At 70.2% G+C, this 14,207-nt stretch carries 9 protein-coding genes; 2 read left to right on the top strand and 7 right to left on the bottom strand.

Annotated elements, in window-relative coordinates; translation table 11 throughout:
- Positions 1-24: 24 nt before the first annotated feature.
- A complete protein-coding gene (lanL, locus tag ACFYZA_RS16000; protein WP_388490888.1) occupies positions 25-2,697 on the bottom strand; it encodes a class IV lanthionine synthetase LanL in 2,673 nt (890 codons plus the stop codon).
- Between the two features lie 1,129 nt (positions 2,698-3,826).
- On the opposite strand from lanL, the gene ACFYZA_RS15995 reads away from it, so the two are divergent.
- Positions 3,827-4,489, top strand: coding sequence for a deoxynucleoside kinase (locus ACFYZA_RS15995; protein WP_382585390.1), 663 nt, complete (start codon positions 3,827-3,829; stop codon positions 4,487-4,489).
- Positions 4,490-4,613: 124 nt separating this feature from the next.
- On the opposite strand, the gene ACFYZA_RS15990 is transcribed toward ACFYZA_RS15995, so the two are convergent.
- Complete coding sequence (locus tag ACFYZA_RS15990; RefSeq protein WP_388490885.1) at positions 4,614-5,441, bottom strand: glutamate racemase; 828 nt, start codon at positions 5,439-5,441, stop codon at positions 4,614-4,616.
- 235 nt (positions 5,442-5,676) lie between these two features.
- On the opposite strand from ACFYZA_RS15990, the gene ACFYZA_RS15985 reads away from it, so the two are divergent.
- Positions 5,677-7,017, top strand: coding sequence for a lipase family protein (locus ACFYZA_RS15985; RefSeq protein WP_382585384.1), 1,341 nt, complete (start codon positions 5,677-5,679; stop codon positions 7,015-7,017).
- Positions 7,018-7,290: 273 nt separating this feature from the next.
- Here ACFYZA_RS15985 and ACFYZA_RS15980 read toward each other — a convergent pair whose 3' ends face one another.
- From ACFYZA_RS15980 to ACFYZA_RS15960, 5 genes are all read right to left on the bottom strand, one after another.
- Positions 7,291-9,018 carry a thiamine pyrophosphate-dependent enzyme gene (locus ACFYZA_RS15980; protein WP_388490882.1) on the bottom strand — a complete coding sequence of 576 codons (1,728 nt, stop codon included), beginning with the start codon at positions 9,016-9,018 and terminating at the stop codon, positions 7,291-7,293.
- 140 nt (positions 9,019-9,158) lie between these two features.
- On the bottom strand, positions 9,159-10,745 hold the full coding sequence (locus tag ACFYZA_RS15975; protein ID WP_388490880.1) for an FMN-binding glutamate synthase family protein: 1,587 nt from the start codon (positions 10,743-10,745) through the stop codon (positions 9,159-9,161).
- A gap of 291 nt (positions 10,746-11,036) precedes the next feature.
- The gene (locus tag ACFYZA_RS15970; protein ID WP_388490877.1) at positions 11,037-11,729 is read right to left on the bottom strand and encodes a hypothetical protein; all 693 of its coding nucleotides are present in this window, start codon (positions 11,727-11,729) and stop codon (positions 11,037-11,039) included.
- 139 nt (positions 11,730-11,868) lie between these two features.
- Positions 11,869-13,125: an MFS transporter gene (locus ACFYZA_RS15965; RefSeq protein WP_388490874.1), complete on the bottom strand. Its 1,257-nt coding sequence runs from the start codon at positions 13,123-13,125 to the stop codon at positions 11,869-11,871.
- Positions 13,126-13,442: 317 nt separating this feature from the next.
- Positions 13,443-14,204 carry an SDR family NAD(P)-dependent oxidoreductase gene (locus tag ACFYZA_RS15960; RefSeq protein WP_388490873.1) on the bottom strand — a complete coding sequence of 254 codons (762 nt, stop codon included), beginning with the start codon at positions 14,202-14,204 and terminating at the stop codon, positions 13,443-13,445.
- Positions 14,205-14,207: the final 3 nt, after the last annotated feature.

Raw genomic sequence — 14,207 nt, 5'->3', positions numbered from 1 at the left:
AGCGACGATGGAGTCCCCTGTCGCTCAGCCCGGCTGCTGGATCATCCAGAGCCGGGGGCTTGGGTGGCGGGTCCGCAGCAGGAACGCCAGGATTCCCGCGGATCCGTCGCTCCAGCTCGTCGAGACGTTCCCGTATTCGTTGGGAAAGACGACGTGGCTGTCGCGGCGGGTCCGTTCGGAGCCGATGAGGCGGGCCAGGTCTTCGGCCATCGCGCGGTAGGAGGGGTCCCCGGTCGCTTCCGCCATGTCGAGGAGGAAGTCGCCGTTGCCCGCGAGCCCGTGGCATTGGGTGAGGGCGGCGCGGGAGGCCCGCTCCACGACGGCCCGTGCGGCGTGGCGGGCGAGTTCGGCGAACCGCTCGTCCCCGGTCGCCTGCCAGAGGCGGATCAGGAACGAACCGATGCCCGCCGAACCATGGCACCAGTAGGGGGCCGTGGGTACGTCCGTGGCCTGGGCCGGCCACTGGGCCGCTCGGCCGACCATCACGGCGTGGGCCACCAGGGACTCCCCCGCCGCCACGGCCAGCTGCATGTGTTCGGGGCGGTTGGAGATGGCCGCGGCGGCGAGGAGGAAGCAGCCGATGCCGGCGGTTCCGTGCGCGAAGCCCAGATAGCGTTTGCCGGCCTCTTCGGATACGGCTTCCGCGGGTACGGGCCAGCTCACGCCGGCCGACTCCATCCGCGCGGCGGCGGCCAGCCGGTCGGCGTCGGCCACGACCAGCTCGGCCAGGCGCGGATCACCGGTTCGGTGCCACAGATGGGCGGCGGCGAGTCCACTGCCCGCCGAGCCGTGGGTGATGTCGTAGCTGGGTGTCGACTCCAGCGACGCCAGAGCCAGGGCCACCGCGTGATCCGTGAGTTCACGATCGCCGATCGCGTGTCCGGCGTCGTACAGCGCCCAGGCGATGCCACGCCCGCCGAAGTGCAGTCCTGGACGTATGGAAGCGGTGTCGGCGCGCTCGGCGATCCACCGGCCGGCGGTGGAGATGAGATCCGGCAGGCGCGGGTCCCCGGCGGCCTCGAAGTACCGGGTCAGGACCGCCAGTACCCCTGCCGCGCCTTGCTGCACGGTGCAGGGGCCGGTCTCCCCGGCCTGGGTGGACACGGGCCACAGCCGCCGGTCGTCGGCCGGGGTCATCGAATCGACGAGGTGGTTCACGATGCCGGTGATCGCGTCCTGCGTCACGTCGCGCGGCGCTTCCCTGCGTACCGGGCCGGTGGCGGCGCGTCCCGGCCGGGCCGGGTTCACCTCGCGAAGGGCCGCTCGCGCCGCGGCCGGGTCCCAACGCGCGTCGGGATCGTCCCTCATCAGGCCGAGGATCATCTCGGCCAAGCCGTCCGGCAGGCGCAGCACTCCGTCACAGGCCGTCAGCCACTCGGCGAACCGCTCCTCGGCGGGCCTGGCGGCCGGCTCCTCGGTCAGCAGGTTCGCCACTTTCCCCGCGAGTACGAAACACACCGTGGCGCCGAGGCTGTAGTAGTCGGCCGTCGGCGAGACGGGAGCGCCCACCAAGCGTTCGGGGGCACTGAAGCAAGGGGTCCCCACCGTGGTCGGGAGCATGCCCTCGCCCTCCGGTACGGCGAGCTCCAGGTCGATGAGGCGTAGCTCGCCGTCGGGGCGGACCATGACGTTGCCGGGCGTGAAGTCCCTCAGTACCCAGCCGTGGTCGTGGGCCGTGGCGACCAGGTCCACCAGGCGCCCGACCTGGGCGAGCGCGTCCGCTCGGTAGCGTTCGCTTCCGACGTCGCGGAAGCGCTCGGCGACCCAGGCGTGCAGGGGCACGCCCGGCACCTCCTCCTGGGCGAGGAACAGGTGCCCGCCCGTCTCGAACATCGCGAGCGGCTCGGGCGCGAGGCCGGTGCCCCTGAGCCTTTCCAGCGTCCTGGCCTCGGCGCGTAACCAGTCGCGGACGTCGGAGCCCGAAGCGTCGCCCTCGACGTGCGGCCGGGCCTCCTTGAGCACCACCGCCCTGCCCGTGGTGATGTCCGTGCCCCGGTAGACGCCGCCCTTGTTGGTGTGCCGGATCGCTTCGCGTACCGAGAACCGGCCGCCGAGCACCACGGGGCTCGTCGCCACCTTCTCCTGTCGCGGCGGAAGGGGTACGGAGGCGGGGAAGGGGCTGACCGCCCATGGGGGCGGCGAGTAGCGTCCGGTCCGTTTGTCCTCCACGGGGTTGCCGTCGGGGTCCTCGATGAACCACACCAGCAGGCCGTGCTCCGACAGCCTGCGCCGGCCGACGAACGCGCCGTAGCGGTAGTGCACCAGGCTGTGCGGGGCGTACGGCTGGTCCGAGAGGATCTGCGGACCGGCCAGTCCCACGGTCGCCTTGTGCAGCTCAAGCGCCAGGCGGGCCGCGTCGTCGTCGGAGGTCGGATAGACGGTGATGAACTTGCCGGAACTTCCCCGTGGCGTGGCACGGGAGTTGAGCGCGCCCACCTGCTCCAGCGACCGGGCGAACTTGAATATCGACTCCTCCCGCAACAGCACGTCCAGAGCCCTCACGAGGACTTCCGGTGCCGAGGCGGCCGTCGCGGACACATGCAGTTTCCAGCCCTGCCGGCGTCCGATACCGGACGGGCGCGTGAGGCGGCACCACATCTCGTCCGTGTCGACGGTCCAGCGCTCGCTCGTACCCGTGGCCTGCAATGCCCGGCGAAGCAGAATTTGGAGATCGACCTCGGTTGCGTGACTCGTCATGCGCGTTCCTCTCAACGGCGAAAACCGCTGGTGGAATAGGCCCTGGAATATGCCTTCGGTAAGAAATGTAGAGCGCGAAAGCGGCAGAGGATACGGGCTGCCACTGGCGCGCAGGAGTACTCGGACGGCGGCTGGCGCAGTCCGGCGCAAAGGGAGGCGCACGCCCGTCGCCGGGCGGGAAATAATCCACCTGTTCGACTATTCGAGTCGCGGTCACTCACAGGCTGCCAGGCAAACAGCATGGGATCATTTTCCTGAGTTTCACAGGGCTTCTTCAGGTTGACCATCTATCGAGTGACGCGGGCGGAGAAGCCGGCAGAGCCCAGCGCTACCCGATGCGGGAGGGCCGCGACGGTCCTGTGGCCCCGCTCATCTCAACTGCCCCAGCAGACCCACCATTCGCGACGACAAGGGGCCGTCTTCCCGAGTTCACCATCATGCGACTCCTGGTTCCGATCAAGCAGCGGATTGATCACCGGCAGTGGCCCCGCCGAGCACCTCCGGCGTGGACTGCCGCCCCACAGCTTCATCCCCGTCCAGCACTCGGTAAAGGGCGCAATCCCGCCACGATGGCAGCCACCGGGAAGGGGACAATCCGAGCCATGGATACGGTCATGGATACGGCCACGATCAGTAGCCTGAATTGCCCTCTCAGTGAAGAAATTGAATCATCAACGCATACCGGAAACCGCCCTGGTGAAATGCATTGAGCTTGGCTGCGGGACTGCTTGGCTATCGATCCCGGTGAACTGACTTTCGGCCGCAATGCGGAACAGTCGGGTGCATCGCTTCAGCGGATGGCTTCAGCGGAGGGGCCTGGTGGCTGAGGGGAGGCTTGCCCGCCTAGGCCAGACGCGGTCTCGTGCGCATGCCGGCATGCGTCCGCCCCACGGCCTGCGGGGCCCGCACCCCGTGCGGCCGACGTCGGATGCGTCGTCATTTATGCTTCAAGGCGGCTTCGGGGTGGTGGCCTGTCGTCCGGCAACCACGGGAAGCCGGTCCGGACAGTGGCCACATGACGCTGACCTGAACGTTCTTGGGGAGTCGGCGCTCCGCCGACACACGTCTCAGTTGGTGCGGCCTCCCAGCCAGGCCTGCCAGCGCAAGACCCCCCGGGGAGAAGTGAGGAATGCCAGTGATCTGCGTCGGAGGCATGATCGGGATCGGCAAGACGAGCGTGGCCGAACTGCTCGCCAAGGAGCTCGGAAGCGCGGTCTTCTACGAGAGCGTGGAAGACAACCCGATCCTCCCGCTCTTCTACACGGCGACCCCCGAGGAGATCCAGGCCAAGCGCTACCCCTTCCTGCTGCAGCTCTACTTTCTGCAGACGCGGTTCGCCTCGATCAAGGAGGCGTACAAGCAGGGCGACAACGTCCTGGACCGGTCCATCTACGAGGACTGGTACTTCGCCAAGGTCAACCACGACCTGGGCCGGATCAGCTCCCTCGAGATGCGGGTGTACGAGGGCCTGCTCGGCGAGATGATGCGCGAGATCGACGGCCTGCCGTACCGCAAGGCACCCGACCTCATGGTCTACCTGAAGGCGGACTTCGCCACCGTGCTGCACCGCATCGGGCTCCGGGGCCGTGATTTCGAGCAGGACGAGGGACTCGTCGAGTACTACCGGACGCTGTGGGCCGGCTACGACGACTGGGTGCACAAGCACTACTCCGCGAGTGACGTGCTCGTCATCGACATGAACCAGACGGATGTGGTGAACAACCCCGAGGACGCGGCCCGCGTGGCCCGAGAGGTCAAGGACGCCCTCGCGGCGGCCAGACTCCGAGGCTGAAGCCGGTCCCTCCCGGCGTGCCCCTCCGCCGGGCATGGAACGACCCGGTCACGACGTGCGGGTGGGTTCGCCCAAGGCGCGCGCGGGGCCGCCGGGCTCCAAGTCCCCCACCCGCACGTCCAGTTCAGGCGATGGTCACCGGGACCAGGGGGATCTCGACGCCGATACGAGCGAGCATCTCCCGGAACCGGTCCGCCGGGTAGTCCGGGGTCTCGGTGACCAGACCCACCACTGAGCCACTCCCGGCACGAGTGTGCGGAGCGATCTCGGCGATCACCGAGTCGCCCGGGTCGAGGAAGTCCAGGTCCGGGGCAGCCTCCTCCAAGAAGGGCCGCAGCCACGGGAGATGCGTGCTGGACAGGGTCGCCACGCGGACCGCGGGGTGCTCGCCGCGAAGACGCGCCACGTACTCGGCGACGGTACGCAACGTGCCCTCCGGGTCGAAAAGGAACGCCCCGCTCTCGACCAGCTCGACCAGCGCCGAGGCATCGCGCAGCCGCACGCGGGCACTTCGGCCCGGCCCGGACTCCCGGTCCACGTAACGGACGAGGGCGTCGCTGGTCACCAGGCTGGTGACTCCGAGCACGGCCACCTCCCCGTACTCCCCCGCCTTCTCCAGCGCCTCCCGGACGGGCGGCACCACCCGGACGACGGGCATACGCCGCCCCGTCACGGTCTCGTCCAGCACGGTGACCGACGGCACGTTGGAGGCGACCACGATCGCCGAGGGCGCGGGGTCCAGCGCCTCCAGGTGGTCGAGGGTCCGCTCGATCGTCGTACGCAGCTCGGGAAGAGACTTGCCCCCGTACGGAAAGCTGGCCCGGTCGGCCAGGTACACGATGTCCTGCTCAGGAAAGGCGCGATGGATGCGGTCGACGGCCGCATAGCTTCCGATGCCCGCGTCGAACACGGCGACGGGGGCGGTGAGGGGAGGGAGCACGGGGGAGGTCATCGAGGTCTTTCCGTGAGCCGGACGGGAACGCCACGATAACCGGCGTGCGGGGAGCGCGCGTTGACCACGTCTCGAACCGATTCAGCGGGGCGTTGGCCGGACGTCGGCGGACATCGCTTCAGCTGACGTCGCTTCGTTCTCAACAGCCCCTGTCAACACTATGTACAACAGGGTTACCTATAGGTAACTTGCCTGCAATCGATCTCGTCGCTCATCTCACAATCCATGGGGAGCCATGTTCAGACGCACGAACCGGGTACTGGCGACCGCGATTGCCACGGCGCTGGCAGCCACTCTCGCTCCGGTCGCCACGGCCGCCGCCGCCACGTCGTCGACGGCCAGGGCGGCCGACTCGTTCTACACCTACGACGGCGGCGCACCCCTGTCCTCGTACGCACCCGGCACCGTTCTGAAGAAGCGGACGCTGCAGTACCACATCGTGGGTCTGGCCACCCCGGTCAAGGCGGTCCAGCTGCTCTACCGCACCAGTGACGCTCAGGGCCGTCCGGCCGCCAACGTGACAACGGTGGTCCGCAGCATCAACGGCGACGGCAGCAAGGCGGTCTCCTACCAGTCGTTCTACGACTCCCTCAACCCCGAGGACGGCCCCTCCCGCGCCATCGCCGGCGACGTGAGCCTGGGCGGAGTCATCGCGAACGCCGAAAACCTCTTCCTGGTGCCCCTGTTGGCCAAGGGCTACAACCTCGTCATCCCGGACACCGAAGGCCAGACCGCCGACTTCGCGGCCGGTCCGGAGTACGGGGCCAACACGCTGGACTCGATCCGGGCCGCGACCGCGCCCGAGGCCGGAACCGGCATGACCGCCGACACCGAGGTCGGCCTCATGGGCTACTCCGGCGGCGCCATCGCCACCAACTGGGCGGCGGCACTGGCTCCCGCGTACGCGCCGGACGTCAACAAGAGGCTCGTGGGCTTCGCCGAGGGCGGCCTGCTCGTGGACCCGGCGCACAACCTCAAGTACGTGGACGGTTCCGTCGTCTGGTCCGGCGTGATTCCCATGGCCATCATCGGGGTCTCGCGGTCGTACGGCATCGATCTGAAGCAGTACATGAACGCGTACGGTCAGCAGGTGTACGGGGACCTGGAGCACGGCTCGCTCCTCGACGCGCTCGGCCACTACCCGGGGTTGACCTGGAAGAAGCTGGCGAAGCCGGAGTACGCCAACCCGAATTCGGTTCCCGCGTTCGTCGAGGCGGTCAACAAGATCAACCTCGGTTCGGCCGCCACCCCGACCGTCCCCGGCCTCATCGCGCAAGGCAACGGAGGCGTCGTCGAGGGCACCTTCGGCAACCCGCCCGGCATCGGAACGGGTGACGGAGTGATGGTCGCCGGGGACGTTCGCGCACTGGCCCGGCAGTACTGCGCCACCGGCAACAACTCGGTCGCCTACCGCCAGTACAACCTGCTCAGCCATGTCTCCGTGGCTGCGGCCTGGGCTCCCGACGCGATCGGGTGGCTCGGAGACCGGTTCGCCAAGAAGCGGGCTCCGTCCGACTGCGGTCACATCGCGCCGGGCAACTCGCTCGCACCGGAGCGGCCGACGCCGGGGGCCTGACGCCGGGAACCTGACGTTAGGGGCCTCACGCCAGGGGCCTGACCGCCGGGAGCCTGACCGCCGGTGCCTTGATGCCTCAGCGGCAGCGTCCGACCGCACCCGTCCATCGACTTGCCGATCCGGGAGGAGAGGGCGAGACCGTGATGGTGGCGGGGAGGGCAACTCCCCTGAAGCGTCCGGAAATCTCGCCCTCCAGCGCCGCAGCGCCGGCAGGTGGCACGTCATCGGCCCCACCACGTACCCAGCGGCTGCGGGGTCACGCCCCGGCGGAGGTCAACTCCCCATGCTGTTCAGGTTCTCGCGCACCTTGGCGATGGCGAAGCCCCAGCCCTGCTGCACGGTGGGCTTGGCGGGTACGGCGATTTCGTCGGGGTTGGTGAGCACGTCGAGGAGGACCGGTCCGGGTTCGGCGAAGGTGCGCTCGATCGCGTCGGCCAGGTCCTCGGCGCGCTCCACGCGGATGCCCTTGATGCCGAGCGCCTGGGCGACCGCCGCGAAGTCGGGGTTGTCCAGGACGGTGCCGAACTCGGGAAGGCCCGCTTGCTCCTGTTCGAGTTTCACCATGCCCAGGCGCCGGTTGTCGAAGACGACGAGCTTGATGGGCAGCTGCTCGGTGTGGATCGTCATGAGGTCGCCGAGCAGCATCGACAGGCCGCCGTCGCCGCAGAACGCGACGGTCTGCCGGTCGCGGTCCAGGAGCTGGGCGCCGATCGCCTGCGGCATCGCGTTGGCCATGGAGCCGAGGTTGTAGGAGCCGATCAGCCGGCGGCTGCCGCGCATCTCGACGAAGCGGGAGAGCCAGACGGTGGCCATGCCGGTGTCGGAGGTGAACACGGCGTCGTCGTCGGCGGCGGCGTCCACCGCGGCGGCGAGCGCCTCGGGCCGTACGAGGTGGTCTCGGTTGTCGAAGACGGAACGCACCCTGCCTACCAGGCCCTTGTCATGGCCGGGGGCGGCGAGCCGGCGCTGGCCGTCCTGCCAGTGGGTGAACTTCTCGCGCGCGGAGTCGAGGTGCTTGCGGTCCTCTCGGGCGGCGACGCGCTCCAGGAGTCCGCGCACGGTGGGGCCTACGTCGGCGGCGAGCGCCACGTCGACGGGCACACGGCGCCCGATGTGTTCGGCGACGCGGTCGACCTGGACGACCTTCTTGCCCTCCGGGTACCACTCCCGGTACGGGAAGTCGGTGCCGAGCAGGACCAGGGTGTCGGCGTGGTCCATCGCGTGGGCGGCGGCCGGGTTGCCGATCAGGCCGGTCTGGCCGACCTGGAAGGCGTTGTCGCCCTCGAAGCCTTCCTTGGCCTTGAGGGTGAGGACCATGGGTGCGGCGAGCCGGTCGGCGAGGGCGAGGACGTCGTCGCGGGAGGTCCGGGCGCCCCGGCCGACGAGCAGGGTGACCTTCCCCCCGTCGTCGATGAGGCGGGCGGCCTCGTCGAGGGCGGGGTCGTCGGGCCGGTACTCGGACTGGGCGACGGAGAGCCGCAGCGGGCGGTCGGTGGGCAGTTCCTGGTCGCCGATGTCGCCGGGGATGGTGAGGACGGCGACGCCCCGGCGGCCGATGGCGGTGCGCACGGCGACCTCGAGGAGGGCGGGGAGCTGTTCGGGCGAGGTGACGGTGGCGCGGAAGACGGCGACGTCCTTGAAGAGGAGGTCGTTGTCGACCTCCTGGAAGTAGTCGGTGCCGACCTCGGACAGGGGGACCTGCCCGGCGATGGCGAGCACCGGTGTGCCGCTCTTGGCCGCGTCGTACAGGCCGTTGAGCAGGTGAACGGAGCCGGGCCCGACGGTGCCCATGCAGACGCCGAGGGTGTCGGTGAGCTGCGACTGCGCTCCGGCCGCGAAAGCGGCGGCCTCCTCGTGGCGGCAGCCGACCCAGGAGAGGGTCTCGGAGGTCCGAATGGCGTCGGTGAGCGGGTTGAGCGCGTCACCGACGACACCGAAGACCTGCCGCACTCCGAGTTCTTCCAGCGCGTCGGTGAAGAGTCGGGCGACGGTGCGGGACATGAAGGGTGTCCTTTCTGCGGGGCCGGACCGCGGGATCCGGCCTGCGGGGTCTTCCAGGGGTGACCGGTCGGGGTTACACATCCGGTGCGCCCGTAGTGGAGCGTTCAAACAGAATTGGGGCAAACGGGACGGCGGGCTGGTCAGGCGGCGAAGCTGTCCGGGTCGGCGGCCTTCCAGTCGGCGGCCCATCCCGTGGGCGGGTCGACGGTCAGCTCGCCGGGCTTCAGCCACTCGTAGAGCTCGGCGTACGAGCGGAAGTCGTCGGTGTCGGCGGCACGGCGGCGCAGCAGGTGCGGGCCGAGGTCGCGGGGGTGGGAGGCGCCCATCGCGGCCATGATCTGAAGGGCGCTGGAGACGGTCGCCTTCTGGTAGCGCCGGACCCGTTCGGACTTGTCGGCGACGTCGAGGGCGCGGGCTCGGCGCGGGTCCTGGGTGGTGACGCCGGTGGGGCAGCGGTTGGTGTGGCAGCGCTGGGCCTGGATGCAGCCGACGGCGAACATCATGGCGCGGGCCGCGTTGGTCCAGTCGGCGCCTATGGCGAGGCGCTTGACGATGTCCGAGCCGGTGGCGACCTTGCCGCTGGCGCCGATCCGGATCCGGTCGCGCAGTCCGGCACCGACCAGGGCGTTGTGGACGGTGATCAGCCCCTCGGTGAGCGGCATGCCCAGGTGGTCGGCGAACTCCAGTGGGGCGGCACCGGTGCCGCCTTCGGCGCCGTCGACGACGATGAAGTCGGGGGTGATGTCCTCGGCGAGCATCGCCTTGCACACGGAGAGGAACTGCACGCGGGAGCCGGGGCAGAGCTTGAAGCCGACCGGTTTGCCGTCGGCGAGCTCCCGCATCCGGGCCAGGAACCGCACCATTTCACGCGGCGTGGAGAAGACACGGTGGTACGGCGGCGAGACGACCGTCTCGCCCTCCGGGACGCCGCGGACCTGGGCGATCTCGGAATTGACCTTGCTGCCCGGCAGTACGCCGCCGATGCCGGGTTTGGCACCTTGGGAGAGCTTGAGGGAGACACACTTGACGGCAGGGTGGGCGGCCTTCTCGCGGAACTGGTCCGGGTCGAAGTCGCCGTCCTTCGTACGGCAGCCGAAGTAGCCGGTGCCGATCTCCCAGATGATGTCGCCGCCGGGACGCAGGTGGTACTCGGACAGGCCGCCCTCGCCGGTGTCGTGGGCGAAGCCTCCCCGTGCGGCGCCCGTGTTGAGGGCCAGCACGGCGTTGCTGGAGAGCGAGCCGAAGCTCATCGCGGAGACGTTGAGGAGCGCCATGTCGTAGGGCCGGGTGCAGTCCGGGCCGCCGACACGCACTCGGGGTATCTGCTGGGGTACGTCACCCGGGTGCATGGACGGCACCAGGAACTCATAGCCGCGGCTGTACATGTCACGCTCGCTGCCGAAGGGCTCCTCGGCGGCGACGCCCTTGGCGCGCTCGTAGACGATGCTGCGGGTGTCGCGGTCGTAGGGGCGGCCGTCGTAGTTGCGCTCCACGAAGTACTGCTGGAGTTCGGGACGGATCGCCTCAAGGAGGAAACGGGCGTGTCCCAGAACCGGATAGTTGCGCAGGACCGAGTGGCGCCGCTGCAGCAGGTCGTAGCAGCCCAGCAGTGCGATGGCGCCCAGCAGGACCCCCGCGAACCACCACCACGGCGAGACGGCCAACGCCGAGACGACCGCCGCGGCGGCACACAGAATGAGCAGGCCTACGGCCCCGATACGCACCATGGGTTACCGGATATCCGGGATCGAGGCATTCATGTGTGCCGGGTACGGGCGACCCCGGGGCGACCGTCGTCACCCCGCCCTACGACAGCCACGGGCCCGGCCGCACTCCCCCGCCCACGTCCACGGCCGGGCGGCCGGGCACCGGCTCCCGACGCTCCTCCCTCCGGCCGGGCCCCGTATCAGCCGGCACGCACGCCCTTGGCCTCGATCGGCTCGAAGCCGGAGCGTGAGGGCGGCGGCGGTGCCGAGGTGGGCGCAACCGGCACTTGTCGTAGCAGGTGGCCGCCTGCCTCAGAAGCGGTGGCGGGGCCAGCGCGGATCTTCCCAGCGTGCCGGACCGGATAGCCCCAACAGCTCTATCCGGCCGATCAGTTCCTCCGCCTCCCCCCGGGCGCGCAGCCGTTCGGGGGCGACACGGACGAGCCAGGCCGCGAGCTCGGTCCCCCAGGCATGCGCGTCGATGTCCCCCAGGTGCCCTGGCTCCCAGGGCAGGCTGTCCACCAGCAGGTCGCGCTCCCAGCGAGCAGCCGCCTGGGCCAAGTGCCGGTCGGCGACGGGGTCGTCGAGAGCCTCCCAGGTTTCGAGCCACGGGCTGAGCGTGGCCGACGCCTCGGCGCACAGTGTGAGCAACTCGTGTGCCGGGAAGGCCGGTTCGGGCTCGGTGAGGCTGTGAGCCCACCAGGCGTCCAGGAACTCCGCTACCGCCGCGCGCTGCTCGGCGGGCCAGCGCCGCCACTCGCCGCGCGCGAACGACTGTCCGGCCCAATCGCCGAACGTGGGCTCCACGCCACCGTTGACGAGCGTCCTGGCGAATTGAGGAAGGACACGGCGGAGCACCGCCCCGTGGTCGTTCCAGTCGGGGGCGTTCCAAGTGCGGAGCAGGAGGTCCGCGTCGAGCTCCACGTCCGGGACCTTCAACCGCTCAAGCTCTTCGTCGCTGCCCCAGTGGCACTCGCATTGGACCTCATCGCCGCGCGCTTTCATACCGCGGAATGTGACGGACAGACAGTCCAGTGCCCGGTCGAGTCGGAGTCGTGCGGGAGTCGTGTTACGGGTCATCGTCGTCGGCACAACCTCAAAGGACTCCGGACGGCCTCCGCCGGCCGAAGTTCCCTACGCTACCTCAGCGCAGGGAGCGGATCGCCGGGCTCGTGGCGACCAGGCCGGCGCAGGCCAGGACGGCGCCGCCACACACCAGGAACAGTGTCGTCGTCCCGTACGGGATCAGGACCCCGGCCAGCACGTAGGAGAACGGGTCGAACGCCACCGTGGCGAGCACGACGAGACTGAGCACCCGGCCCCGCAGTCGCTCGGGCACCATCTCCTGCAGCGTGGCCACGACCACCACTCCGAGAAACGCGGACCCGAGGCCGACGAGCGAGACGAGCGCCGTCGCGGTGACGACATGGGTGACGCCCGCGAGTCCGGCCACGCCCGCCCCGATCGCCGCGACCCCGCCGACCACGGTCCAGCCGCGCCGGGCTGGCGGCCGCCAGCCGGCCACGAGTGAGCCGGCCAGGGAGCCGACACCGAAACCGGAGAGGACGATGCCCAGAGAGCCCGCGCCGCCGAGGCGTTGGTCGGAGAGCACCGCGCCGCCGACGATCACGGGGCCCACGACCGCGATGTTGATCAGGGCGATGGCTGCCAGCATCGCTCGCACCAGCGGTTCCTGCCAGGCGTATCTCAGGCCCGCGCCGAGGGCGCGCGCACTGCTGGGTCGCTCACCGTCGAGGGCGTCCGGACCGGCCTCGGCCTCGGCACCTTCGCCCCGTCGTACCAGGCGCATGAGTGTGCTGAGGGCGACGGCGGCCAGCGCGGCCACCGCCGTGATCCCACCCAGCGTCGCATCGAAGCCGACCGCGGCGATGACTCCGGCGGCAACCGCCGGGCCGACCAGGTCGCCGCCCGACTCCGCCCCCTGTACCAGCGCGTTGACCCGCGAGAGCTTGTCGGTCGGCACGATGGCGGGCAGTAGCGCAAGGGCCGCCGGGAAGTACGCGGCGTCGGCGGCGCCGAGCAGTGCGGCAAGCAGCGCGACCGTCGTCACCGAGGGCGAGCTGAGGGTGACCACGGCGCCGAGGGCGAGCAGGACCGCCACCCGGAGCCAGGCGGCGCCGGCCGCTACCCGGGCGGGGCCCATGCGGTCGACCAGCACTCCCGCAGGGAGCAGGAGGACCGCGCGCGGCAGCGCCACGGCCACCAGTACGAAGCCCGTGGCCATCCCCGGTTCCGACAGCTCCAGCACGAAGAGCGTGAGCCATATGAGGAACAGCGCGTCGACCACGGCCGCCAGGCCCTGGCCCACGATCAGGCGGCGCAGGTGCGCATCGCCGAGCGGTTCGCGCGGAAGGGAACGGGCGGTCGGCTCCGTCGTCATCGCCGGCCCCCGGGGGCGCCGAGTGGGCCGGTCCCGCGCAAAAGGCGGTCAACTGCCTTGCGTACAAAGCCATATGCGTCGGAGTGGCTCGCACACCGACCCCCGAGCTCGGCGCCCGCGACGTCACCGCCCACGTGGCCGCGCCCGGTCGAGCGGGGGTGGACGCGGCCGCGTCTCTCATTGCTCGACAAGCCGCGTCTCTCGCTGATCGACAACTTGAACACCTCCACTCATCTCGGGCGGGACGCGCTGCTCGCGGCGGCTGTTGCCCGGTCGGCGGCCCCATCGGCGCCGCCGACCGGGTCACGCCGCTGTCGCTATGCGATGTGCGTGCCTCCGTCGACCGTCAGGGTGGTGCCGGTGATGTAGGACGCCGCGTCGGACACCAGGAAGACCAGGGCCGCGGCGAGCTCCTCGGGCAGCCCGATGCGGCCCGAGAGCACGCGCGGCATCACGGCCTCCAGGTAGCCCTCGACATAGCCGTCGGTCATCTCGGAGGTGAACAGGCCTGGCGCGAGGGCGTTCACGCGGATGCCCTTGCCGGGGGTCCACTGCTGGGCGAGATCTCGGGTGAGACCGAGGATCCCGGCTTTCGACGCGGAGTAGGCGGCCTGCGGAAGACCGCCCGTGACCATCGCGAGGATGCTGGAGACGTTGACGATGGCGCTGCCGGGCAGCATCACCTCGCCCGCGGCCTGAGCCATCCAATAAGAGCCGTTGAGATTGATGTCGATGACCTCGCGGAACTGCTCCGGCGTCTCCTCCGCCGCCGGCACCTCACTGCTGATCCCGGCGTTGTTGACGAGAATGTCCACCCGCCCGAACGCGTGCACGGCGGCGTCGATCAGCGCGCGGCAGTCCTCCGGCTCGGCGACATCGGTACGCACGGCGACGGCCCGGCGGCCGAGCTTCTCGACGGCCGTGCGCACCACTTCGAGGCGCTCGGTGCGCCGCGCCCCGAGCACGACATCGGCACCGGCCTCGGCCAGCGCCGTGGCGAAGGCGACCCCCAGTCCGGAGGAGGCGCCGGTGACCACGGCGACGCGGCCGTCGAGCCGGAAGCGATCGAGGACGCCCATGGT

It is taken from the genome of Streptomyces sp. NPDC001828, assembly GCF_042892175.1.
GTDB lineage: Bacteria > Actinomycetota > Actinomycetes > Streptomycetales > Streptomycetaceae > Streptomyces.
The sequence above is the reverse complement of the archived record's forward strand: the minus strand, read 5'-3'. Positions and strand labels throughout refer to the sequence as shown.

What these genes read in the sequence shown, in the direction of transcription:
- lanL (WP_388490888.1), bottom strand. Translation starts at nt 2,697, where the DNA reads ATGACGAGTCACGCAACCGAGGTCGATCTCCAAATTCTGCTTCGCCGG.
- ACFYZA_RS15995 (WP_382585390.1), top strand. Translation starts at nt 3,827, where the DNA reads ATGCCAGTGATCTGCGTCGGAGGCATGATCGGGATCGGCAAGACGAGC.
- ACFYZA_RS15990 (WP_388490885.1), bottom strand. Translation starts at nt 5,441, where the DNA reads ATGACCTCCCCCGTGCTCCCTCCCCTCACCGCCCCCGTCGCCGTGTTC.
- ACFYZA_RS15985 (WP_382585384.1), top strand. Translation starts at nt 5,677, where the DNA reads ATGTTCAGACGCACGAACCGGGTACTGGCGACCGCGATTGCCACGGCG.
- ACFYZA_RS15980 (WP_388490882.1), bottom strand. Translation starts at nt 9,018, where the DNA reads ATGTCCCGCACCGTCGCCCGACTCTTCACCGACGCGCTGGAAGAACTC.
- ACFYZA_RS15975 (WP_388490880.1), bottom strand. Translation starts at nt 10,745, where the DNA reads ATGGTGCGTATCGGGGCCGTAGGCCTGCTCATTCTGTGTGCCGCCGCG.
- ACFYZA_RS15970 (WP_388490877.1), bottom strand. Translation starts at nt 11,729, where the DNA reads ATGAAAGCGCGCGGCGATGAGGTCCAATGCGAGTGCCACTGGGGCAGC.
- ACFYZA_RS15965 (WP_388490874.1), bottom strand. Translation starts at nt 13,125, where the DNA reads ATGACGACGGAGCCGACCGCCCGTTCCCTTCCGCGCGAACCGCTCGGC.
- ACFYZA_RS15960 (WP_388490873.1), bottom strand. Translation starts at nt 14,204, where the DNA reads ATGGGCGTCCTCGATCGCTTCCGGCTCGACGGCCGCGTCGCCGTGGTC.